This window comes from Undibacterium sp. 5I2 (assembly GCF_035019605.1).
Lineage (GTDB): Bacteria > Pseudomonadota > Gammaproteobacteria > Burkholderiales > Burkholderiaceae_D > Undibacterium.
In genome coordinates this window covers 52,279-74,521 of sequence record NZ_JASJVS010000011.1, presented here as the reverse complement: position 1 = coordinate 74,521, position 22,243 = coordinate 52,279, and the positions used below count along the sequence as shown (strand labels likewise).

General features: G+C 54.3%; 21 protein-coding genes. 3 read left to right on the top strand and 18 right to left on the bottom strand.

Annotated features, from left to right (window positions below):
• Positions 1–30: 30 nt before the first annotated feature.
• The 15 genes from QN359_RS06235 to QN359_RS06165 all read right to left on the bottom strand — a co-directional run bounded on the left by QN359_RS06235 (position 31) and on the right by QN359_RS06165 (position 14,641).
• Positions 31–597 carry a hypothetical protein gene (locus QN359_RS06235; protein ID WP_322250756.1) on the bottom strand — a complete coding sequence of 189 codons (567 nt, stop codon included), beginning with the start codon at positions 595–597 and terminating at the stop codon, positions 31–33.
• Positions 594–1,889 carry a D-amino acid dehydrogenase gene (locus QN359_RS06230; protein ID WP_322250755.1) on the bottom strand — a complete coding sequence of 432 codons (1,296 nt, stop codon included), beginning with the start codon at positions 1,887–1,889 and terminating at the stop codon, positions 594–596. The genes QN359_RS06235 and QN359_RS06230 overlap by 4 nt, the downstream gene beginning before the upstream one ends.
• Positions 1,890–1,930: 41 nt before the next feature.
• Positions 1,931–3,034 carry an alanine racemase gene (gene alr, locus QN359_RS06225; protein ID WP_322250754.1) on the bottom strand — a complete coding sequence of 368 codons (1,104 nt, stop codon included), beginning with the start codon at positions 3,032–3,034 and terminating at the stop codon, positions 1,931–1,933.
• A gap of 395 nt (positions 3,035–3,429) precedes the next feature.
• Positions 3,430–3,894: a (deoxy)nucleoside triphosphate pyrophosphohydrolase gene (locus QN359_RS06220; protein ID WP_322250753.1), complete on the bottom strand. Its 465-nt coding sequence runs from the start codon at positions 3,892–3,894 to the stop codon at positions 3,430–3,432.
• Positions 3,887–4,753, bottom strand: coding sequence for an ATP-binding protein (locus tag QN359_RS06215; RefSeq protein WP_322250752.1), 867 nt, complete (start codon positions 4,751–4,753; stop codon positions 3,887–3,889). Before QN359_RS06215 ends, QN359_RS06220 begins: the two co-directional genes overlap by 8 nt.
• 12 nt (positions 4,754–4,765) lie before the next feature.
• Positions 4,766–6,004 (bottom strand): bifunctional glutamate N-acetyltransferase/amino-acid acetyltransferase ArgJ, encoded by a 1,239-nt coding sequence (gene argJ / locus QN359_RS06210; RefSeq protein ID WP_322250751.1) that lies wholly within the window; start codon positions 6,002–6,004, stop codon positions 4,766–4,768.
• Between the two features lie 114 nt (positions 6,005–6,118).
• The gene (locus QN359_RS06205) at positions 6,119–6,880 is read right to left on the bottom strand and encodes a DNA-binding domain-containing protein (protein WP_322250750.1); all 762 of its coding nucleotides are present in this window, start codon (positions 6,878–6,880) and stop codon (positions 6,119–6,121) included.
• On the bottom strand, positions 6,877–7,737 hold the full coding sequence (locus QN359_RS06200; protein WP_322250749.1) for a DUF692 domain-containing protein: 861 nt from the start codon (positions 7,735–7,737) through the stop codon (positions 6,877–6,879). The genes QN359_RS06205 and QN359_RS06200 overlap by 4 nt, the downstream gene beginning before the upstream one ends.
• Before the next feature lie 65 nt (positions 7,738–7,802).
• The gene (locus tag QN359_RS06195; protein WP_322250748.1) at positions 7,803–8,069 is read right to left on the bottom strand and encodes a hypothetical protein; all 267 of its coding nucleotides are present in this window, start codon (positions 8,067–8,069) and stop codon (positions 7,803–7,805) included.
• Between the two features lie 296 nt (positions 8,070–8,365).
• Positions 8,366–8,584: a hypothetical protein gene (locus QN359_RS06190; protein ID WP_322250747.1), complete on the bottom strand. Its 219-nt coding sequence runs from the start codon at positions 8,582–8,584 to the stop codon at positions 8,366–8,368.
• Positions 8,556–9,533 carry a zeta toxin family protein gene (locus tag QN359_RS06185; RefSeq protein ID WP_322250746.1) on the bottom strand — a complete coding sequence of 326 codons (978 nt, stop codon included), beginning with the start codon at positions 9,531–9,533 and terminating at the stop codon, positions 8,556–8,558. Before QN359_RS06185 ends, QN359_RS06190 begins: the two co-directional genes overlap by 29 nt.
• A 47-nt stretch (positions 9,534–9,580) precedes the next feature.
• Positions 9,581–9,823, bottom strand: a complete 243-nt coding sequence (locus QN359_RS06180; RefSeq protein WP_322250745.1) for a hypothetical protein — start codon at positions 9,821–9,823, stop codon at positions 9,581–9,583.
• 336 nt (positions 9,824–10,159) lie between these two features.
• Complete coding sequence (locus QN359_RS06175) at positions 10,160–10,513, bottom strand: conjugal transfer protein TraD (protein ID WP_322250744.1); 354 nt, start codon at positions 10,511–10,513, stop codon at positions 10,160–10,162.
• A gap of 241 nt (positions 10,514–10,754) precedes the next feature.
• Positions 10,755–13,514: a preprotein translocase subunit SecA gene (secA, locus tag QN359_RS06170; protein WP_322250743.1), complete on the bottom strand. Its 2,760-nt coding sequence runs from the start codon at positions 13,512–13,514 to the stop codon at positions 10,755–10,757.
• Positions 13,515–13,684: 170 nt separating this feature from the next.
• Entirely contained in the window at positions 13,685–14,641 is a 957-nt protein-coding gene (locus QN359_RS06165; RefSeq protein WP_322250742.1) for a M23 family metallopeptidase, read from the bottom strand.
• Between the two features lie 64 nt (positions 14,642–14,705).
• Here QN359_RS06165 and QN359_RS06160 point away from each other — a divergent pair, with 64 nt between their 5' ends.
• Entirely contained in the window at positions 14,706–15,272 is a 567-nt protein-coding gene (locus tag QN359_RS06160; protein WP_322250741.1) for a DciA family protein, read from the top strand.
• A 10-nt stretch (positions 15,273–15,282) separates the two neighbouring features.
• Here QN359_RS06160 and QN359_RS06155 read toward each other — a convergent pair whose 3' ends face one another.
• Positions 15,283–15,834, bottom strand: coding sequence for a cob(I)yrinic acid a,c-diamide adenosyltransferase (locus QN359_RS06155; RefSeq protein WP_322250740.1), 552 nt, complete (start codon positions 15,832–15,834; stop codon positions 15,283–15,285).
• Between the two features lie 124 nt (positions 15,835–15,958).
• Here QN359_RS06155 and QN359_RS06150 point away from each other — a divergent pair, with 124 nt between their 5' ends.
• A complete protein-coding gene (locus QN359_RS06150; protein ID WP_322250739.1) occupies positions 15,959–16,849 on the top strand; it encodes a LysR substrate-binding domain-containing protein in 891 nt (296 codons plus the stop codon).
• Between the two features lie 116 nt (positions 16,850–16,965).
• Here the strand turns inward: QN359_RS06150 and QN359_RS06145 are convergent, their stop codons facing one another.
• Positions 16,966–19,227, bottom strand: coding sequence for a putative bifunctional diguanylate cyclase/phosphodiesterase (locus tag QN359_RS06145; protein WP_322251073.1), 2,262 nt, complete (start codon positions 19,225–19,227; stop codon positions 16,966–16,968).
• Between the two features lie 786 nt (positions 19,228–20,013).
• Between QN359_RS06145 and QN359_RS06140 the strand changes: the two genes are divergently transcribed.
• Positions 20,014–21,042 (top strand): LacI family DNA-binding transcriptional regulator, encoded by a 1,029-nt coding sequence (locus QN359_RS06140; RefSeq protein ID WP_322250738.1) that lies wholly within the window; start codon positions 20,014–20,016, stop codon positions 21,040–21,042.
• A gap of 29 nt (positions 21,043–21,071) precedes the next feature.
• Here the strand turns inward: QN359_RS06140 and QN359_RS06135 are convergent, their stop codons facing one another.
• A complete protein-coding gene (locus tag QN359_RS06135; protein ID WP_322250737.1) occupies positions 21,072–22,187 on the bottom strand; it encodes a porin in 1,116 nt (371 codons plus the stop codon).
• Positions 22,188–22,243 lie beyond the last annotated feature (56 nt).

Below are 22,243 nucleotides of genomic sequence, written 5' to 3'. Positions count from 1 at the left end.
ATTCTCAATAAGGGGTAATGCACCCCGGCATCAATACGGTTCGGGGATATAACCGCGCGGGCGCGCATACTGGCTGCGGAAGGCCGCAGTCGTTGCCAGGCCGCGCAGACGATTCAAATCAAAGTGTTCTAATTGTTGCAGCACAGCTCGGTTAACGGTCATTTTAATTTGCATCATCAATAAATCGACGCTTTGCTGACTAGAGCTGCGCGATGGCGTTTCCGCCCCCGCGACTTCTTCTGACAGTGGCAGCACCGCCGCGCGCGTGGCTGATTTGGCGATGGCACGTTCTTCCGCATCGGCAAAACAGCGATACACATCGGCGAGGGTGATGATGCCATTACAATCGCGACAATGCCAAGCATCTTTTTCCTTGGCATCACGGCCAACCAAGCCATCTTTGCTCAAGGTCGATAAAATCGACCTGATCAAGCGCGGCGTACGTTCACAAGCTTGCGCCAAACTATCCACCGTGGTGGCGCGCGGCATGACCAGCATGATTTGCGCCAACAATTCAATCGCGGTATAAAAGCGCGTATTTAAATGCGGATCGGCAAATACTTGTGTTGATGACAGCAATTGGTCGAACTGGCTCATGCCAACTCCTTAGGAAGAATAAGCGGCCGCTTGCTGCTGCTGCCGTAACGGTCCATGTACAAACCTTCAGTGGAAATTTGAGGTTTTTTACCGGAAATCAAATCTGCAATGAATTGTCCCGAACCGCAAGCCATGGTCCAACCCAGGGTACCGTGGCCGGTGTTGAGGAACAAATTGCGGTAAGGCGTAGGGCCGATGATGGGTGTGCCATCCGGCGTCATCGGCCGCAAACCAGTCCAAAATTCGGCCGACTCGACCGCGCCACCACCTGGGAACAGATCGGTGACGGAAAATTCCAAGGTGTCGCGCCGGTCTTTGCGTAAATCGAGGTTGTAGCCGGTGATTTCAGCCGTACCGCCGACACGAATGCGGTCGCCCAGACGGGTGATGGCGACCTTATAGGTTTCATCCATGACGGTCGATTCCGGTGCGCGCGCGGCATCGATGATAGGCACGGTCAGCGAATAACCCTTGATCGGGTAGACCGGAATGTGGATGCCGAGTTCGCGCAACATGAGCGGTGAATAGCTGCCCAGCGCCAACACATAGCTGTCAGCCTGCAATTCGCCTTCCGAGGTCAATACCGAGGTAATCGCATCGCCTTCATAGCGTAGCTTCTCTATGCTCACACCATAACGGAAGCGCACTCCCAAGCCTTCGGCCAGCTTGGCCAAATTTTGTGTGAATTTAAAGCAGTCGCCGGTTTCATCACCAGGCAACAGCAGCGCGCCAACAAATTTTTCCTGTACATTCGCCAGTGCCGGTTCATGCTGCAGGCAAGCGGCTTTGTCCAGAGTTTGATACGGTACTTCGTAACGCTGCAAAATAGCGATATCGGCGGCAGCACCATCGAGTTGTGCCTGATTACGAAATAATTGCAGCGTACCTTGGGTTCTCTCATCATACGAGATACCGGTATCGGCGCGCAGTTGCTGCAATACATCGCGGCTGTATTCCGCCATACGCAACATGCGGCCTTTATTGGTTTCATAGCGCGCAGCAGTACAGTTCATCAGCATTTGCATGACCCAGCGCCAAGTATGCAAATCAAAAGTAGGACGAATCGCCAGCGGGCTGTGTTTCATCATCAACCATTTGACGGCCTTGAGCGGCACACCGGGGCCAGCCCAAGGGGCCGAATAACCAGGCGAGACTTCGCCGGCATTGGCGTAACTGGTTTCCAGCGCGGCGGCCGGCTGACGTTCGATCACCGTGACTTCGTGGCCGGCTTTGGCGAGAAAATAGGCGGAGGCTGTGCCGATAACGCCGGCGCCGAGAATGATGATTTTCATAGGTATTCCTTGTCTGTTTCTAGTGTGCTGTCGCGGGTCTGTCAGTTCGTATAATGGCGCGCGTAGCGCTGCCCGAGACTGGTCAGAATTTCATAAGCGATCGTTTGTGCCGTTGCTGCCACGTGATCGACCGTGTGGGTCGGGGAAATCAAATCCACCAGTGCGCCGGCTACCAGGTATTCTGGCGCGATATGCGTGACATCGAGCGTGATGGTATCCATCGACACTTTGCCAACGATATTCACCGCCACGTCGTTGATATAGGCGAGGCCACGATTACTCAAGCTGCGCAGCCAACCGTCGGCATAACCGACGGCCACGGTGGCGATGCGGGTGGACTCGGTAGCCTGCCAGCTCAAGCCATAACCGACGCCAGTACCGGCACTGATGTCGCGCGTTTGGATGATGCGTCCCTGTAAGCTCACCACAGCCCGCATCGGGTTCGGCGCACCAGCGATCGGTGCCACGCCATACAGGGCGGCACCGGGACGGGCTAAATCAAAATGAAAATCGGAACCGAGGAAGATGCCGGATGAATTCGCCAGAGTGGCTAAGCTGTGTGGAAAAATTTTGCGTAAGGCCGTGAACCGCGCCAGTTGTTCGTGGTTCATAGGATGCGACTGATCTTCGGCGCAAGCCAGGTGACTCATCAGATGCGTGACCGTAATGCCCGACCACAAGGCCGCATCGCTGCTGCAGCGTGTCACTTCCGTTGCTGACAAACCCATGCGCGCCATGCCGGTGTCGACCTGCACGATGGCGGCAAGCGCACGCTGTTGAACCAAGGCCAGCGTTTGCCAAGCTTGCATTTGTTCTAAGCTATTCAACACTGGCGTACATTGGTATTCGAGAAATTCGGCTTCGTAGCCGACTGGAGCGCCATGCATGACGATGAGCGCGGCCGCGGCCGGCAAGTGCGCACGCAAGGCGATCGCTTCCTCGAGATGGGCGACAAAGAAATGACGGCAGCCTTGCTGGTATAAGGCCTTGGCAATCGGCACGGCACCTAAGCCATAGGCATCCGCCTTGACCGCCGCACCGCAACGGGCAGGGCCAAGCTGAGCGCACAGCAGCGCATAGTTATCGCGGATTGCTTGCAAGTCTATCTGCAGCACCGCACCGGCTCTTCCTGACATTTGTTGCATATTTTTCGCACTCCATCGCTAAAGATAAATTTCACTTCTCTATAGCAATACGCGTGCCACTAAATTTTTTTTAATCAATTCAATCACTTACACAAAATTCGTGCAGCGGTCTCGCAGTGATGTATTAATTCAGATACACCGCACATCGATTTGGACACTCCTTTGCAGGACTTTCCCTGTGTGCGTATGTAAATTCAGACAGTGTATCAAAATTCATACGCCGTATTATTTTTAATACAGCTGATGATTTTGATTCAAGGCAATTACATCTCAGCCCGAAAAATACCAGACTCTGCAGCCTAATGCCAACAAAGTTGTAATAAACAGACATAGAAAAATGCCCGGTTGACAGTGGTCAACCGGGCATAAATGGTGCAAAAAAAAGGGAGTGGTGATTAAGTAGTAGCGCTGCGCTGTGCTGCGTACGCCAAAGCGGCATCGCTTTGCAATAAAGCAAGCCAATCGAGTAAGGGGATGGTAGCCGGTAGTAAGGGCGTTAATCCTACGCTGCCTTGCCAAGCAAAGGCTTGATTTTCCAAGCTCTGCGCTTGCCCTTGCCACTCGCGGCTGAGATAAAAATGCAGGCGCACATGGGCATGCGGATACACATGCTCGACACAACACCAGGCTTCGGCGCTGATGATGGCAATGCCGAGCTCTTCGACAAATTCGCGTTGCAAAGCAGCAAAAATACTCTCGCCCGCTTCCACTTTGCCACCGGGAAATTCCCAGTAGCCGGCATACGGTTTGCCCTCTGGACGTTGCGCCAACAGTACATCGCCATTGGCACGCATGAGTACGCCGACCGCGACATCTTGCGGCACACCAGCGGAGCGAGGTGCAGACTTAGGCTCAGACATCAAACTTACCGGCATGGTCACGCGCGAATTGCCAAGCCACGCGACCCGAGCGCGAGCCACGTTGCAAGGCCCAACGCAAGGCGTCGGCACGGGCAGCGCTGATCTGCGCACTGTCGCAGCCGAAATGTGCCAGCCAATGCGCGACGATGTCCAGATAATCGTCTTGCTTGAATGGATAGAACGACACCCACAAGCCGAAACGTTCCGACAGGGAAATTTTTTCCTCGACGGTTTCACCGGGATGCAAATCACCGTCATCGCCATGGCGATAACTGGCATTATCCGACATTTTTTCCGGCAACAGATGACGGCGGTTCGAGGTGGCGTAAATCAAAACATTGTCCGAGGTGGCGGCGATACTACCATCGAGCGCTACCTTCAGCGCCTTGTAGCCGGCCTCGCCCTCTTCAAACGACAAATCGTCACAAAAAATAATGAACCGTTCAGGACGCTCGGCCACCAGATCGACCATATCCGGCAAATCGGCCAGATCGGCCTTATCGACCTCAATCAAACGCAAGCCCTGGGCGGCAAATTGCTGCAGGCAAGCTTTGATCAGCGAGGACTTGCCGGTGCCACGTGCGCCGGTCAGCAACACATTATTGGCCGGCCGCCCAGTCACGAATTGCGCGGTATTTTGCGTGATCTGTGCTTTCTGCTGTTCGATATTGTGCAAATCTGTCAGCGCAATCACACTGGCATGTCGCACCACTTGCAAATATCCTATGCCACCGCGCTTGCGCCAGCGAAAAGCGTGACCGAGCTCCCAATCAGGGGTCGGCATGGCTGCCGGCAACAAGCGTTCTACCCGTGCCAGCAGCTGTTCGGCACGCAACAAAAAATGAGCCAGTTCAGTCATGCAATACCTCGCTCAGGACCGGTAATCGGCGTTAATCGTCACATACTCATGTGAGAGATCGCAAGTCCACACAGTGGCCGCGACCTTGCCACGACCGAGCTTGACGCGCACCGTGATTTCGCTTTGCTGCATCACGCGCTGACCATCTTCTTCGCGGTAATCGGGGTTACGGCCGCCATTTTTAGCGACCCACACCTCATCGAGATAAAGATTAAGTTTGCTGACATCAAGGTCATCGACACCGGCATAACCGATGGCGGCTAAAATACGCCCGAGATTCGGATCGGAGGCGAAAAAAGCGGTTTTCACCAGCGGTGAATGAGCGATCGAATAGGCGATCTTGCGGCACTCTTCGCGCGTGTTGCCTTCTTCGACGATAATCGAGATGAACTTGGTCGCACCTTCACCATCACGGATAATCATGTGCGCCAGCTTTTGTGCCAGATCGCTCACTGCTTGCGCCAGCAAGGCGTACTCGGGGCTGTCGATGTCGCTGATCTCGACGGCGCCGGCACCGGTGGCGATGAGCATGAAGGAATCATTGGTCGAGGTATCGCCATCGATGGTGATGCAATTGAAGGATTGATCGGCCGCTTGTTTCACCAAATGGTCGAGTACTGGCTGTGTGATTTTGGCATCGAGCGCCAGATAGCCGAGCATGGTAGCCATATTCGGCTTGATCATGCCAGCCCCTTTGCTCATCCCGGTCATTTGCACCGTTTTGCCATCGATGACGACCGTGGCCGAAGCTGCTTTGGCTTGGGTATCAGTGGTCATGATCGCTTCGGCGGCCAAAAACCAATTATCTTCCTGCAAATTCGATAATGCCTGCGGCAAACCGGCAATCAGGCGATCGACCGGCAAAGGTTCGAGAATCACGCCGGTTGAAAATGGCAAGATCTGCGAGGCTTCACAATGCAGCAATTCCGCCAAGGCGGCGCAAGTGGCATTGGCCGCAGCCAAGCCAGCGTCGCCGGTGCCGGCATTGGCATTGCCGGTGTTGATCACCAAGGCGCGTATCGGCGCGGATGCCATGTGCAAGCCATCGAGATGGGCCTTGCACACCTGTACAGGGGCGGCGCAAAAGCGGTTGGTGGTAAACACGCCGGCCACCGTAGCGGTGGCAGCCAATTCGATGACCAGTAAATCTTTGCGATGCGCTTTACGAATACCGGCTTCGGCATGGCCGAGCCGAATACCGGCGACCGGCTTCAAATCAGCAGCGATGGGGAGAGGTGAATTAACGGCCATGATCAAGTTTCCTTGCAGTGAAATCAAGCCGCCATTGTAAGACAATTTATTGCACTGCGATGTAGCAAAAACAGCGCGCGACCAATCATTCTCGCAGCGCGCCGTCGACAGGGCTTAGGACACGATCGCCGTCAATAATTCTTCAGCTAGCCAAATTTGCAACCAGCTAGCGATTTCCGCCTCAGGATACGCCTCGACTATCCGTTCGCAGATGCTGGCAAAACTTTGCCCTTCACGTAATTGTTGCAAAGCCGCTGCCTCGGCACTGACGACGGTACGAAAATGCGGCTGCAATTGCCGCCGCCACAGCATCAGCGTGCTAGCCACCGGCAGCGTATGCGGCGGCGGTGGTGTGCGGTCCTTATCCAGCGCATGCCAAATGGCGATGCAATTACTGTGCAACGTCAGAAACAGCAAACTCGTCGTGATGGCAAATCCAGCCGTTTCCCAATCGGTAACCGTGGCCAGCGCCGTCAGCGCCAGTGGCGCGGCATCGGCGGCATCAAAGGCCAAGCCCAAACTCCACTCGAACTGCGCCAGTTCGGCCACTTGTGGATGTGCCGGCAGATGCAGATTCAGAAACGTGCCAAAATGCGCGCCGAACCAACGTAAATTCGCCTGCTGCGACGGGTAAGCCTCGATATAAGCCGTGGCGGCCGCATAGAACATGGCATCGCCGAGATAGCTATGCGTTTTTTGAAAGGCTTGCGACAAGGCTTCTTGCAAACGCGCCCGGTAACTGCTGTGATAGATCGATAAACGTTCCGTTCCCGTTAAGCCGGTGCCGGGCGCAATACAGGGTAACAGTGCGCTGGCCGGCAAAGTGCCAAGCAAATATTCTTGCATATCACTTTGAATTTGCGCTAAGGAACTCATGCCGCCACCTGCTGTCGCGTCGGACTCTGTGCTTGTACCCGCGCCGCCACGGCGCGCGCATAATCCAACTCAGCCAACAAGTCGGCCAAGGGTGGGATCGCATCATCACGTTCTATCATGGTGGCGACCGCGCCGAAGCGCTGTACCGCCTCAGCATACAAATCCCACACCGGTTCGGCCACCGCTTGATCGTGGGTATCGATAATGTAGTGGCCATGATTGCTGTGCCCGGCCAAATGAATCTGGCGCACCCTTTGCACTGGCATGGCAGCCAGATAAGTACTGGCGGCAAAGCCGTGATTGACGCTGCTGACATAGACATTATTCACGTCCAGCAAAATCAGGCTGTCGGAACGCTCGGCCACCGCTGCGACGAATTCCCATTCCGGCATGCTGTCGTGACTGTAGGATAAATAACTCGACACATTTTCCAACACCAACTGACGCTTGAGTACATCTTGCACGCGACCAATATTGTCGACCACGATGGCGATGCTCTCTTCGGTGTAAGGCAGTGGCAGTAAGTCATGCATATTTTTTCCATGTGCGCCGGTCCAACACAAATGATCGGATACCCAGAGCGGCTCTACCCGCGTGATCAATTCTTGTAACGACTGCAAGTACGCCAGATCAGGGCCGGCGGCCGCGCCGATATTCATCGATACGCCATGCATGACCATAGGATAATCGGCCCGAATCGCCTCGAGCATGGCCAGCGGCTTACCGCCCGGTACCATATAATTTTCTGACAGAATTTCCAGCCAATCGAGTGCCGGCTTATCGGCCAGCATCGCATGGTAGTGATCGGTACGCAGACCGAGGCCATAGCCAGGGCTGGGGGAAAGAGGAGCGCGCATAGTGGTGAATTCCGTGATGCCCGGCACCATTCACAATCCTGATGCCGGGATAGCTGAAACAATACTTATTTAGCGTCGATGATCTTGCCGCCTTTGGCTTGGCAATCGGCTGCAGTTGTTGCCAAGAAACCGTGGCCTTTACATACATTCTGACCTTTGCAAGCGTTTTCTGCGGTTTTGCAGTCGCTCGTGCCTTTGCAGCTGTTGATGCCGGCACAATGCACGGTGTCCGCCATGGCGGCTGTAGTCGTGGCCGCAAAGGCGCCGCCGGACAAGGCCATGGCAGCGGCAGCAGCAGCGATAAGGGCACCGGTTTGGATAGTTTTTTTCATGATGATCTCCGAAAGTAAGGGAAGGACAGTAAAAGGGATAAGTGCTGCCTTGGCATTTCAGCGCCGAGTGGCAGAACTTATGCATCTGTCGCTGGCGGCAAGGATTTTCTTACAAGCATAGGAAAAAAATTTCGGATTTTTTTGCACCGTTAAGGAAGCGCAGATTTAATCGCAGTGGAATTGGCCGTTGCCAATGAGGATGCAATGCAAGGCGCCTTACGCTGTCAATAGTCGACTATTGACAGCGTAAGGCAACACAGCAGTGCGCCTCAGTGGCAGCGGACAAACCGCTTGGATTAAATCTGCGCTTCCTTAATGTCGACATCAACGAGTTTATTAATGATGTCCGACAAAGGCTCAATCACATCGAAAAGCTTTTCAAAAAATTTGGCTTGTATGAGCCGCCCCTGACGCCCCGGTAAAATGATAATTAATTCTGGATGCAGATCTTCATTTTCATACCAAGACAAAAAATCCTGAGCATTATCAGTCCGCGCGTCTATCAAGATTAACATCAAGCCTTTTCCCGTGGCGTTCGACTCGTGGGGCATTCGCCTGCGAATACTGGATCGTCAGGTTTTCTTTTTCACTGTACGTCGGCGGCGCGTTGTCGACACCTTTGTTTCCGGTGTCTAGCATGAGCCGGTCGTGGATTACGGCCTGTTTGGTTGAGTCGTCCAGCTGGGCCAGATAGTAGCTAGTCTTTAATAGAACCGCACCCTGATAGGTCCCGTTGAGCTCGTCCGCGTCGCCAACCTGGTGACCGTGCTTCTCAAGCGTGGCGATCAGTTGGCCTAATTCCCGCTCGCGCTGCTGTAGCGGATGGACCAGGCGCTGAATGACCCAATCCTTCGCGTCGGGTGAGACCGAGAACTGCGCGTCGCGCTCAATGACGGCCTGCAACTTGGGCTTCTCGAAATCGGCGGAATTATCGTAGATGTAGACCGCATCGGCAATTTCGGCCGCGCGAGGGAGCAGCGCAAGCGTGCGGTGGTAGCGTTCGCGCACCTTGTCAGGCGCGACGTAGTGCCCCGTGGTGGTTCCCGTTTCATAGCGCTGCGTCACCCGTTCTACGTTCTTTTCCGGATTGTCCGTGGTGATAAAGGTCAGGAACAGGCGGTAGTCTTGCTCTTTGAGTATCAGCATTTCGTTGATACGCGATGGGTGTGACATCACGGTCTCAAAGGCGAAAGGCAACTTACTCGCCGTCGCCTCGGCGCGGATGCGCATGGCGGCTCTCTGCGCGGCCTCATCCCTGGCGTTCTGGTTGGGATAGTCACCCGGCAGATCCTTGGCCACTTGATCAGGGTTAATAAAGTAGGCAGGAAGAGGGTAGACGCCTCGTATGGTGGCCAGACCGGTCTGCTTGATTTCGTCGATCAACGAGGTCTTCCCAGACCCGTTCGGGCCGGCAAACACCACCACATGCAGATCGAGCGTATTGTCTTTTTTTTCGTCGGACATATAAAAAACGCGGTCAATACCGCGTTTTCAAGTAAGAGGAAGGAAAATTATTTGGCGTTGGCCAAACGTTTTCCGGCGAAACTCGCCAGATCGAACGAGGTGGCCTTGGAAGCATCTCGCTTGGGACCGTTACCCATTGCGAGTAGTTTGACTTGGGCAAGGGTCTGGTCCATGTTACCAGTAATCGCTTTATCCCATTCCTCAACGGTCGCGCCGAGAAACGGGGCATCGCCCCTCAATACTGTCGGGGAACTGAACCTGCCCAAGTTGCTGCGGACTTTGAGTTTCATAATCGTCTACCTTTAACTTCCTGATGGCTTTTATTATAGTCCATTAATAGCAGCGCCACTTAATGCTCGTGCGGGCTTTGTCGCACGCCAAATGATCAACGATAAATGTGTCAAAAATTCATCCGGGAGTCTGTCGGACTTAGGGAATCGAAGCGAAAATCGCTTGAGCGAGGACAGATTTTGGCAGCGCTATACCTCGCCGTCCACCCTAAAGCAGTACATCAATTGCCCAAAGTCACGTATTTCGTCATCGGATGTGTCATAAAGTGCGCCTCAGTGGTAGCGGGCAAACCGCCGCGTGATAACTCGGGCTACTGCTTCGCTCACTGACATCGCTTACGCCCCCTTGGCGTCCCGCCGAGCAATAGCCTCGGACACAGTTTCGCCCGGACGAAGATCGTACAGTTCACGCGCATTGCTTATGGTGATGAAAGGGGGGATGTCGGCGCTCGGGCCGTCGTCGTCTAAAAATGCCGGCTCTTCCCAGACCTCCGCCAGATCCTCGCAGCTTTCTGCGGCGTCCAGCTCGGTCAACGCATCTTCGACGAAGGCACCGGCGCGCTCGGCTTCGTCGGGGTCGAACGCAACTTGGTAGCCCTGCGTCAGGGCATCGACCAGCTTTTCGCGCAGCACAGCAGCATCCGTTGCGGTGTCGTCGATCGTGCTTACGCCGATGGTTTCTATAGTCATAATCCAGAGTCTTTTCCATCGTCGCTTGCGACGATCCATTTAGGGAAGCGCAGATCAATTCAAACTTCACTCACCCGGACAGCTATTCTGCAAAAATTTTTATAGCATTTCAAAAAAATCGAGAAACTTGTCAAGTTTCCCGATTTTTTCATTGAATTCCCCTCTTTATGAGTAATGCCGTTCAGTTAAGACTGAACGGCATTACAGCCGCAGCTGCCTCTTTTTTTACCAAACTACGCGCTTACGCCAGCTTGCCGTGGCACTGCTTGAATTTCTTACCGCTGCCGCAAGGACAGACATCGTTACGCCCGACTTTCAAGGCATAGCTGCCTTCGGGTGCTTCGATGCCATTGAAAGCTTGTGGTGCCAGCATGTCTTCGGGCGTGGCATCGGCATCAAAATCAGCATGTTGATAATGCACATTCTCTACCTGCGATTGCGCCAATTGCAGTTCGGCGGCGTCGATTTCAGCGCGTGACTGTATTCTGACTGTCACGACCGTACGCACCACTTGGTTTTTGATCATCGTCAGCATTTGTGCAAACAATTCGAAGGCTTCACGCTTGTATTCCTGTTTCGGGTTTTTCTGCGCATAACCGCGCAAATGTATACCCTGACGCAGATGATCAAGCGCGGCCAAATGTTCGCGCCAATGGCTGTCAATCTCGGTCAACATGATGCTGCGCTCAAAACCGGCAAACGATTCTTTGCCGACCAAGCTCAGTTTCGCTTCATACGCTTCATTGACGACAGCAAGCACGCGTTCGAGTATGTCTTCACCGCTCAAGCTGGCTTCGTCAGCCAACATTTTCGTCAATGGCAAGTCGATCGCCCACTCATTGGCCAAGACATTTTCCAGACCGGCCACATCCCACTGTTCTTCCACCGATTCCGGTGGTACATGGGCGTGTACCAGATCGGCGAACATACCGTGACGCAAGGAAGTCATCAACTCGGTCATGTCATGCGCTTCGAGCAATTCATTGCGCTGCTGATAAATCACTTTGCGTTGATCATTGGCAACATCATCATATTCCAGCAATTGCTTACGAATATCAAAGTTACGTGCTTCCACCTTGCGCTGCGCCGATTCGATAGAGCGCGAGACGATGCCGGCTTCGATCGGTTCGCCTTCCGGCATTTTCAAGCGTTCCATGATCGCGCGTACGCGGTCACCGGCAAAAATGCGCAGCAATTGATCGTCGAGCGACAGATAGAAACGGCTGGAGCCAGGATCACCCTGACGACCCGAACGACCACGCAACTGGTTGTCGACGCGGCGTGATTCATGCCGTTCCGTACCGATGATATGCAAACCGCCGGCCGCCACCACATGCTCATTGAGCGACTTCCATTCGTCGCGCAAGGTTTGCGATTGCGTCGCCTTGTCGGCAGCAGCCAAAGCAGGATTGGCTTCGATCAGTTGCACTTGCTTGGCGACATTCCCGCCGAGCACGATATCGGTACCACGACCAGCCATATTGGTGGCGATGGTAATAGCTTGCGGCCGGCCGGCTTGGGCAATGATTTCAGCTTCACGCTGATGCTGCTTGGCATTCAAGACATTATGCGGCAGTTTCGCCTCACTCAAGATGCCCGACAGTAATTCTGAATTTTCTATCGAGGTAGTACCGACCAAGACCGGCTGACCGCGCTCGTAGCAATCTTGTATATCCTTGAGCATGGCACCGTATTTTTCCTGCGCCGATTTGTAGACTTGATCTTGACGATCGAGGCGACGCGATGGCCGATTCGGTGGAATGACCACGGTTTCCAAGCCGTAAATTTCTTGGAATTCATACGCTTCGGTATCGGCCGTGCCGGTCATGCCCGACAAGCGCGTATACATGCGGAAATAATTTTGGAAGGTAATCGACGCCAGCGTCTGATTTTCATTCTGAATGCGCACGCCTTCTTTGGCTTCTACCGCTTGATGCAAGCCATCCGACCAACGGCGTCCGGTCATCATGCGGCCGGTAAATTCATCGACGATGACGATTTCCTCATCCAACACCACATAATGCTGATCTTTGAAATACAAAGCATGCGCGCGCAGCGCCGCATACAGATGATGGATCAGCGTGATATTGGCGGCATCGTAGAGCGATGCGCCTTCCGGTAGCAAACCCATTTCCGTCAGTATGCGCTCGGCCTTGTCATGACCGGCTTCGGTCAACAAGACTTGATGGGCTTTCTCATCTTTGGTGTAGTCACCGGGCACGTCTACTTTTCCGCTGCCGTCGGCGGTTTCTTCACCGATCTGCAGAGTCAGCAGCTTCGGTACTTCATTGATTTTGTAATACAGTTCAGTATGATTTTCGGCTTGGCCGGAAATGATCAGCGGCGTACGCGCTTCATCGATGAGGATGGAATCGACTTCATCGACCACGGCAAAATTGAGACGACGTTGTACTCGGTCTTTGGCTTCAAACACCATGTTGTCGCGCAAATAATCGAAACCGAATTCATTATTGGTGCCGTAGGTAACGTCGGAACCGTAAGCGAGCTGCTTGGCATCGTGATCGAGTTGCGACAAATTAATACCGGTCGTGAGCCCCAACCAACTGTAGAGCTGCCCCATCCACTCCGCATCGCGCTGTGCCAAATAATCATTGACCGTAACCACATGCACGCCCTCACCCGACAAGGCATTGAGGTAAATCGGCAGCGTTCCCATCAGGGTCTTGCCTTCGCCGGTACCCATTTCAGCAATTTTACCGAAATGCAAAACCATGCCGCCTATCATCTGCACATCGAAATGACGCATCTTGAGCACCCGTTTACTGGCCTCGCGACACACCGCAAACGCTTCCGGCAACAGGCTGTCGAGGCTGGCACCGGCCGCTACGCGCGCTTTGAATTCCGCCGTTTTGGCCTGCAAAGCCTGATCCGACAGGGCTTCCAGCTGGGGTTCCAATGCGTTGATGTCACGCACCGTCTTTTGGTATTGCTTCAAGAGCCGTTGATTACGGCTGCCGAATATCTTGGTCAGGAATGACATGCTATGAACGGTAAGTTAAATTCTGAAAAACGCCGCGGCAAAAACTTGCTTGCACAGCAACTTATGGGATAGCTCTCGATTTTACCATGCTGCGCTGTCCAGATCAGGAAAAACACCGATGTAAACCCGACTACACTGCAGCAATTGGTGTCTTAATGCACAAATTCAAGCTATTTTTGACTCAATGCATACAATTTCGCTTGGTTCGCGCCGGCAGAGAGGAATTTATTGGGATTTTGCGGCACGTCTTTGATGCGCACCTCAAAATGCAGATGCGAGCCGGTGGAGCGTCCGGTCGAACCGATATCGGCGACATGTTGGCCGCGTTTAACGATATCGCCGAGCTTGACGTAGATTTTCGAGGTATGGGCATAGCGGGTAATGAGGTCACCGCCGTGATCGATTTCCAGCATATTGCCAAATTGCGGATGAAATTCGGCCGCTACCACCACGCCACCGGCCGCTGCCACGATGGCCGTACCAGTCGGAGCTGGAAAGTCTATGCCCTCATGAAAGGCACTGCGACCGGTAAAGGGATCGAGCCGCCAACCGAAACCGGAGGCATTGTAGGTGACATTCACCGGCTGCACGGTCGGCAATAATTTCGATTGGATTTTGAAACCCATCAAATTGGTTTCCACCACATTCATGTAGTCAGAGCGCGATTCTACATCTTTCTGCAACGCATCCAAGGCGGCCTGAAACTCCGACATATTGAGCGCATGCGAAGTGTCGGAGGACATTTCCGGGCCACCGCGTGGTGGTAATTCTTTGAAATTGAATTCTTCCGGCTTAACGCCGGCCAAGCCTTGCACCCGTTCGCCGAGAGCATCGAGACGCATCAGTTGCGCCTGCATTTCGCCGAGTTTCACGGCCATCGCCGCCAGATTTTCTTTCAGGTAGCGGTCTTTTTGATTCGCATCGCCGCTCAGCATACTTGCTTGCGGCAGCAACATCCGCACGCCCGGCACATCGGCACTGGCCAAGCGTAAGGTCAAGGCTGCCATCAGTGCGCCGCTTACCACCATCAGCACCAGAAAAGCCAGCACAGCCAACAGCAGATGATGCGACGACAAAGTCACCGATTTGGCTTGGGTAAACCGCGCATGCATGACAATGATTTGCATCGATACTAATCCTCAGTCACGCCAGCCGGGGCCGACGCAATCAGTTTGTGGTAAGGTATAGGCCATGTCAACATCTGCACCTCCTTCTTATCGCGCCAAGCCGCGGGGCAGCCAAGTCGCTGCAGCCGACCGCTACCGACTTTCCGGCACGACGCAAACCATCAATATTCGCCGCAGCCATACGCCGAAAATCGTACATGGTGCGGTTGACTTTTTACGCAGCAACGCCTCGATTTCGCCGCTGCTGCCTACCATACAGCGCAACTCATCTTTGCAAAAAGATTGTGCGGCGCTGCTACCGGCTATTTTTGACAGCTGCGAAATCATGCAGCTCAGTGAAGGCTTGCTGACTCTGTCGGCCGCCAATGCCGCGCTGGCAACCAAGCTCAAGCAACAATGCCCTAAATTACAGAGCAACTTACAAGAGCGTGGTTGGCAGATTAACGCAATCCGTATCAAAGTACAAGTCAGCCGCATGGTTGACAAACCCCCACCACCGAAGCAATTGGCGCTCTCCGGCATCGCCTTGCAAGCGCTGGGCAAGCTGGCCAGCAACATCGAAGACAGCAGCCGAAACCAAGCGCTGCGCGCCGCCTTGGCGCGCCTGCTGGAACGCCACGGTCAACGCTGAAATCGCGCGCTCAACGTGCGCGCCCGTGCTCCCACAAGACATCATTGCCGCCGTTGAAACGATTGAGCACGCGCGACAAAACAAACAATAAATCCGACAAGCGGTTCATATACTGACGCGGATGCTCTGCCACGTTTTCGCTTTTACCCAAAGTAACGAGGGCGCGTTCGGCACGGCGACATACGGTACGGCAGACATGGGCGATAGCGGCCGCGCGCGAACCGCCAGGCAGAATGAAATCCTGCAGCGGCGGCAAATCGGCATTGTATTTTTCCAGTAAACCATCGAGCCGTATGACTTGCGCTTCGGTGATGAGGGTATAACCGGGTATGCACAACTCGCCCCCCATATCGAACAAGTCGTGCTGTATCGACATTAATTCATGTGTCAATTGTTCCGGTAAGGATTCACACAACAGCACACCGATGTGCGAATTGAGTTCATCGACATCGCCCATGGCGTGCACGCGCAAGCCATCTTTGTCGACGCGACTGCCGTCGCCCAGGCCGGTGGTGCCGGCGTCGCCGGTCCGTGTTGCAATTTTTGAGAGTCGATTGCCCATAATGTAGATAATTTGATGAGAAGTCGCTGAGCATAAGCCAAAAACCGCCGCAACGCATCATAATAGTCGGCATACTTATACAGCGCATGGTTTTGCCCCGGCCGAACCCACATCAGGATACAGAATGGCCACCAGATTACCCCCGGTTCACGCACTTTCCGCTTTTGAAGCAGCGGCCCGCTTCGGCTCGTTTGCCGTCGCGGCCGAAGAGCTTTGCATCACGCCATCGGCCTTATCACATCGCATACGCTTGTTAGAAGAACATCTGTGCGAACGCGTGTTCGTGCGCGAGGGCCGCAGCGTGGCCTTGACCGAATTCGGCCGACGCTATCTCGATGTGGTGAGAAATGCCTTGCGCGCCTTGGCAGATTTCCCGCTGCCCAATAAAGTGCCGCAGCATCAGATGCGCGTCAAGGTGACCGTCCCGCCTACCTTTGCACGCTATATGTTCATGCCGCACCTGGCCGACTTTGCGCGCCGCTATCCCGATATCGAAATCGAAGTCTATCTGTTCGTGCCGTTGTATGATCTGAGCTTATCGGAAAGCGATGTGGAAGTGCGTTTCGGTGCCGGTGAATACCCGAATTTGGTGACTAAAAAATTATTCGTCGAACCGAGTTTCGCCGTTGCCAGCCCGGCATATTTGAAATCGATCGCACCGATCAAGCTGCCGGCCGACCTGCGCCACGCGCGCCTGCTGCGTTCCGCGCTCGAGCCGTGGCAGCCTTGGTTTGAAGTCGCGGCACTCGACTGGGCCGAACCGACTCACGGCTTACGCATCGATGATCTGGGTTTGTTGCTCGAAGCAGTCAAGCACGGCCATGGTGTCGGTTTGACGCGCCAGCATTTTGCCCAAGAATTGATAGAACGCGGCGAAGTCGTTCGGCTGTTCGATACCCAACTGGCCACGCCGCCGCACGCCTACCATCTGGTGCACGAAGCACAGCCGAGCCTGCGTCCCGAAGTACAGATTTTCATCGACTGGATGCAGGCGACGTTTCAGACCACGCCTTAACAGCCGCAGTCTGATGCTGACTTACCGCTGCGGCCAGCGCGTTGTTCGCCGCCATCGCCAAACACCATAAGGATGATAAGGCATTGCCGGCACAAACACCGGCGACATCGCGTAGTTCAAATCAGTACGCTCCGCAGTGCTTGTTGCTCTATCCACAATGCCATCGGCATAGGTTGAGAGTACAAAAACCCTTGCAGCGAAGCGCAACCGTTGGCAATCAAAAATTCCGCTTGCTGCACCGTTTCCACTCCCTCCGCCACCACACGTAAGCCGAGGTGCTCGGCCATCGATAAAATCGATTGGACGATTGCCATACCGCTTTGGTCATCGAGAATGTCACGGACAAAACTGCGGTCTATTTTCAATTCATACAAAGGCAATTTTTTCAGATAAGAAAAACTCGAATAACCGGTGCCGAAATCATCGATGGAAAAACGAATGCCAAGCTGGGTCAGCTCTCGCATGCGCGCGATGGTTTCACTCAAATTATCGATCAATAATCCTTCGGTAACCTCGAAGATCAAGCGATGTGGATCGGCACCGCTATCGGCCAGCATGCGTCTGACCTTGTCAACAAAATCGATTTGTCGAAATTGCTTGGGACTGACATTGAGCGAGACCGGTATCTGCCAACCGGCCGCCGTCAGTGCCAACACGCTGCGACAGGCCTCGCGCAAGACCCAATCGCCCAACTCGATAATGAGACCGGACTCTTCGGCCAGCGGAATGAATACGGCCGGCGACACCATACCGCGTAGAGGATGATGCCAGCGCATCAACAATTCAGCGCCAACCGGATGGCCACGGCTATCTACCTGTGCCTGCATATACATTTGCAGCTCTTGTTTGCCCAAGGCTTGGCCGAGTTCGCGCTCCATCGTCAAGCGCTGTTCAATCTCCAGCTGCATGCCGGCTTCATAGAAAGCAATCTGGTTGCGACCACCGGCCTTGGCGCGATACATGGCGGTGTCAGCTTCGCGCAGCACATCGTCGGCACTCTGCTCTTCATGCGGCAGCAAGGTCACGCCTATGCTGCAGGTGACGGCATACAAAAATTCGCGCACATCAAATAACTCGCTCATCGATACACGAATTTTTTCCGCCACATGCAAGGCGATCTGCGCGCCATGTTGCACCTCGTGTGAAATATCGGCCAGCAAGACCACGAACTCATCGCCGCCGATACGCGCCACCGTATCATTCTCGCGCAACGAAGCCAACAAACGTTGCGTGACTTGCTGCAGCAAAGCATCACCGACCGCATGGCCGCGTGCATCATTGATCATCTTAAAATTATCGAGATCAATGAACAACACTGCGCTGACTTGGCCACTGCGGCGCGCACTGGCCAGTATCATTCCCAGCCGGTCCAACAGCAAACGACGATTCGGCAAACCGGTCAAGAAATCAAAATACGCCAAGCGGTGAATATCGGCTTCGGCTGTTTTACGTTCACTGATATCGCGCCCGGTTGCCACCCAATGGGTGAATTCGCCGCGCTCATTGGCCAGCGGAACCAGATCGGCCTCCAACCAAAATGCCTGGCCGACGCGGGTATACACGATCAGTTCCAGATGCACCGGCGCGAGCGCGACGAGGGCGGCACGCAGTCTGTCAAGCTCGGCTATTTGCGTTTCGGGTCCACTCAAAAAGTGCGGCATGCGCCCGAGTACTTCGCTGCGCAAGTACCCGGTTTGGCGTTCAAATGCTTCATTGACGAAGACGATACACAAATGCGGGGTAGCCCCGGAAGCATTGCCAACGGGATACATCGGTGCATCGTTTTCGATGATGACGACAATATCGGTCAGTCGCGCTACTGCGGCTACAGTCAGACGCAAGTCTTCATTGGCCACACGCAGCGATGCCTGCCCATCGAGCAGCGATTGGCTGATCAATTGTTGATGATTGAGCGAGATTTCGAGTCGCCGCAACAAAACGCCACAAGAAATCGATAACACTGCACAAACCAAGGAAAAATTGATGATAACGATCAGCCAATGGCGAAACGCCGTCTCGTGCACACCGATATCGCCGATGTTAGCCATATCGAAATAGCCGATCACGAGCAACGTCGCCACGGCTAAACACAGGGCCGCGACGGCTTCACGCAAGCGGCAAAAAAATGCCACCATGACGGGAAACGCCAACAGGTAAATCAAACCGGTTACCCCGACCTTGAGGAGGAAGTAAATGCCGAGCAAATAAACCAGAATCAGGAAGCGCCAGGCGCGTGCCCGAAAGCTCAGGGTCGCCGAAATCAGCGTCGCTGCCACCCACGCCAGCGCCAGCAGATCGACTGCAATGAGCGACCACAAGCGTTCGCTGAAGGCCAACAGTATGCTGGGAATGGCTGCCAGTGTGCCGAGCACGAGCACGTATAACAAAATGGAAGAAAGTATACTTTCACGCCATTGCGAGCTTGCCGCAGTGGGACTGAGAGCACGCAAAAAGAGGCGGCGGGACAAGGGGAAAACATTCACGGCATCGTTTCCTTCAGCACTCACACAGGGTAGGCCAAACCCCGAATACCGGCAACGCCACCACATCTGCGCAAGTACGGGCTCAGGCAGCGTAGATTAAAATGTTGCAATAATTGTATACCAGCTAATGGCGATTATCGAGAGAAATACCGGCAAAAAGGCAAAAACAACACAGGATCTGCCGAATCAATTTGCCGCTGCGCATGCGGCATAAATGACACACTGACGCAAAAAAAGACTAGGCCAATTAAATGCTGAAATGCATCTATATCAGATAGAAAACAATACATTATTAAAATTAATCCTAGTTTTATAAAAAATTTACACGGATTTGTCCGATAAGCCAGCCATTGTTCACTGACTGATGACTTAGCGTCACCTCCCCTATCCCCCTACGTCCGACCAGCTTGCCAGCCGTCAGTTGTAATGCATTTTACTAAACACAATAAACTATCTGCACAGTATGGCATTTGATTGACTTGCCTTTTTCAGACAGATATAAATCGAGCCGAAAACCGATAAAAAACAACCTCTTAGTAATGACTCGATTGGAGCAATGTATGTTCAGCTTTGGGTATTTTCTTCCGCTCATCAACGACCTGAGGCTGCGGCCGTACCAGCTCGGTCCGGTCAAGCTGGCATACCGACTCGCTGCGCGTCAACCGAACCGGTATGTACGACATGACTAAGCATGAAGCTGGGCACGAGGCAGCCACCACCGTGCGCGACATTGCCAAAGCGGCTGGAATTTCCATCGGCACGGTCTCACGCGCACTGAAAAATCAAACCGGATTAACCGAGCAAACCCGCCGCCTTATCGTCGGCATCGCACATGAACTGAACTACGATTTTGGCAAACTCAAGCCACGCAAAATCAGACGCTTGAGCTTTCTCTTGCATAGGCAACATAATACCTTGGCGAGCAGCCCGTTTTTTTCACCCATGCTGCACGGCGTAGAAGAAATTTGTCGACATTACGGCATTGTGCCTTCCTTCATGGCGATCGGCCCGGCCGATCCGGTACTTGAGCAAATTCAACGCCACGGCACCGATGCCATACTGTGTGCCGGCTATTTTGAAACCGAGTTATTATCATTGCTGCGCGCTACGCAAAAACCGATAGCCTTGATCGACACCTGCGTGCAAGGCTTTGATTCTGTCAATCCCGATAACCAGATGGCCGGTTACTTGGCGACCCGCCATTTGCTGGCCAGCGGACGGCGTCGCATCGCTTGGTTATCGGGTTCGCCGGCACACTACAGCGTCGGCGAACGCGCCCGCGGCTTTCGCAAAGCGCTGTTTGAAGCGCGCTTATTGGCCGACCCCGAGCTCGAAATCGTCCTGCCGCACATCATCGATCTGGAACAAGCAGTGGCCGAGGCGGTGCACCACCTGCTGACGCTGCTGCCACGCCCGGATGCGATAGTTTGCTACAACGATAGTTGCGCACTGATTGCAATGCGCTGCTGCATCGATGCCGGCATCCGCATTCCAAACGACATCGCCATCGTCGGTTGCGACGATATCGCCGCCGCCGCACTCGCCCATCCACCGTTGACCACGATACGTATCGATAAAGAAAAACTCGGTGCCAGTGGCGTGCGCTTACTGTTGCAAAACCATGGAGATACGCCGCAACAACAAGTCTTGCCAGTCAGCTTGGTGGTACGCGACAGCGCGCCCACCAACAAACGCACTCTGCACTATTAGGCAAGCGCGGCGCGGTCAAACAATGCGCGTCAGAAGCGGTGGCGCAAGCCAATATGGTAGCCCTTGGCCCCATCGTTTTGCGCCTCATAAGCCGGGTGCTCCAAGCCGGCCGTGTCGAGCCGGCTATGATCGATGGCCGCATACAAATCGGTGCGTAAAGATAAGGCGTAATCGAGCATCAGATAGCGACTGCGCCGCCCGAATCGGCCTTCGCTGCCGGCCACCGCCGTGCGGTCTTCCATGAAAGCAGCCACCACTTCGAGCTGCGGCTGCAGCCGATAACTGAGTGCGAACTGCAGGTAGTTTGTGACGGCAGCGCCGCTGGCGAAACCCGCTGCAAAACTGGCATTGGCAAGTGGCTCTGCATGGCAAGGAGCCGCCACTGAACCTGGCGTAACGACCGCGCTGCACTGCAGGAAACCCTGCTCACGCCGCAGTTGCAAATACCCGGCCCACAATTTGACTGCACGATACTCGGCGGTCGCGCCGAGCATGGCGGCACTGGCGCTGCGGCCATCCAGATCGGCACTTTTCTGCCAGGCAGCATAAGCCAGCACGCCGCCGAAATCGCGTGCCAGACTGAGTCCTAGCGTTCGGCCGGCGCGGCTGTTCGCAGCTTGTTCAGAAAAACTATAGGCAACGGAGACTTGCCAGTTCGCCAGTGTCTGCTGGTATTTGAGCGTATTATCAAACCGCAAGCCGAACAAATTGTACTGCCAGGAAATCGCATCGCCGTTGGCTATGCCATATGGATCGATGGCCGACATGGCATCGAACATGACGCCATACTGGCGACCAAGGCGCAAGCTGCCGGCCGGGCCTTCGACACCAAGCCAAGCCTGACTGCCGAACAGGCGCGATTGCTGGCCGCTGCGGCCGTCATCGGGGTTAAACCCGGCCTCGAGTGCGAAGATCAAGCTGCTGTCAGTCCCTAAGCCATCGCGCCCGCGCAGCCCCCAATGACTGCCTTGAATTTGGCCACTACCGAGCTCGCTGCGCTGCGCCTTGCTATCATAACGCATGGCGACATCGATGACGCCATACAGCGTGAGCTCACTGGCATACGCCGGTAGACCGCCGGCGCAATACAGTGCGGCGGCCACCAGCCGCTTTGGCGAATACAGAGAAACAGTCAGTTTGCGCATGATAGAGAAACACCGTTTTTTCATCAGTATGAAAACTGATTTTAAACAGCCTGCGC

What these genes read in the sequence shown, in the direction of transcription:
- QN359_RS06235 (WP_322250756.1), bottom strand. Translation starts at nt 597, where the DNA reads ATGAGCCAGTTCGACCAATTGCTGTCATCAACACAAGTATTTGCCGAT.
- QN359_RS06230 (WP_322250755.1), bottom strand. Translation starts at nt 1,889, where the DNA reads ATGAAAATCATCATTCTCGGCGCCGGCGTTATCGGCACAGCCTCCGCC.
- alr (WP_322250754.1), bottom strand. Translation starts at nt 3,034, where the DNA reads ATGCAACAAATGTCAGGAAGAGCCGGTGCGGTGCTGCAGATAGACTTG.
- QN359_RS06220 (WP_322250753.1), bottom strand. Translation starts at nt 3,894, where the DNA reads ATGTCTGAGCCTAAGTCTGCACCTCGCTCCGCTGGTGTGCCGCAAGAT.
- QN359_RS06215 (WP_322250752.1), bottom strand. Translation starts at nt 4,753, where the DNA reads ATGACTGAACTGGCTCATTTTTTGTTGCGTGCCGAACAGCTGCTGGCA.
- argJ (WP_322250751.1), bottom strand. Translation starts at nt 6,004, where the DNA reads ATGGCCGTTAATTCACCTCTCCCCATCGCTGCTGATTTGAAGCCGGTC.
- QN359_RS06205 (WP_322250750.1), bottom strand. Translation starts at nt 6,880, where the DNA reads ATGAGTTCCTTAGCGCAAATTCAAAGTGATATGCAAGAATATTTGCTT.
- QN359_RS06200 (WP_322250749.1), bottom strand. Translation starts at nt 7,737, where the DNA reads ATGCGCGCTCCTCTTTCCCCCAGCCCTGGCTATGGCCTCGGTCTGCGT.
- QN359_RS06195 (WP_322250748.1), bottom strand. Translation starts at nt 8,069, where the DNA reads ATGAAAAAAACTATCCAAACCGGTGCCCTTATCGCTGCTGCTGCCGCT.
- QN359_RS06190 (WP_322250747.1), bottom strand. Translation starts at nt 8,584, where the DNA reads ATGTTAATCTTGATAGACGCGCGGACTGATAATGCTCAGGATTTTTTG.
- QN359_RS06185 (WP_322250746.1), bottom strand. Translation starts at nt 9,533, where the DNA reads ATGTCCGACGAAAAAAAAGACAATACGCTCGATCTGCATGTGGTGGTG.
- QN359_RS06180 (WP_322250745.1), bottom strand. Translation starts at nt 9,823, where the DNA reads ATGAAACTCAAAGTCCGCAGCAACTTGGGCAGGTTCAGTTCCCCGACA.
- QN359_RS06175 (WP_322250744.1), bottom strand. Translation starts at nt 10,513, where the DNA reads ATGACTATAGAAACCATCGGCGTAAGCACGATCGACGACACCGCAACG.
- secA (WP_322250743.1), bottom strand. Translation starts at nt 13,514, where the DNA reads ATGTCATTCCTGACCAAGATATTCGGCAGCCGTAATCAACGGCTCTTG.
- QN359_RS06165 (WP_322250742.1), bottom strand. Translation starts at nt 14,641, where the DNA reads ATGCAAATCATTGTCATGCATGCGCGGTTTACCCAAGCCAAATCGGTG.
- QN359_RS06160 (WP_322250741.1), top strand. Translation starts at nt 14,706, where the DNA reads ATGTCAACATCTGCACCTCCTTCTTATCGCGCCAAGCCGCGGGGCAGC.
- QN359_RS06155 (WP_322250740.1), bottom strand. Translation starts at nt 15,834, where the DNA reads ATGGGCAATCGACTCTCAAAAATTGCAACACGGACCGGCGACGCCGGC.
- QN359_RS06150 (WP_322250739.1), top strand. Translation starts at nt 15,959, where the DNA reads ATGGCCACCAGATTACCCCCGGTTCACGCACTTTCCGCTTTTGAAGCA.
- QN359_RS06140 (WP_322250738.1), top strand. Translation starts at nt 20,014, where the DNA reads ATGACTAAGCATGAAGCTGGGCACGAGGCAGCCACCACCGTGCGCGAC.
- QN359_RS06135 (WP_322250737.1), bottom strand. Translation starts at nt 22,187, where the DNA reads ATGCGCAAACTGACTGTTTCTCTGTATTCGCCAAAGCGGCTGGTGGCC.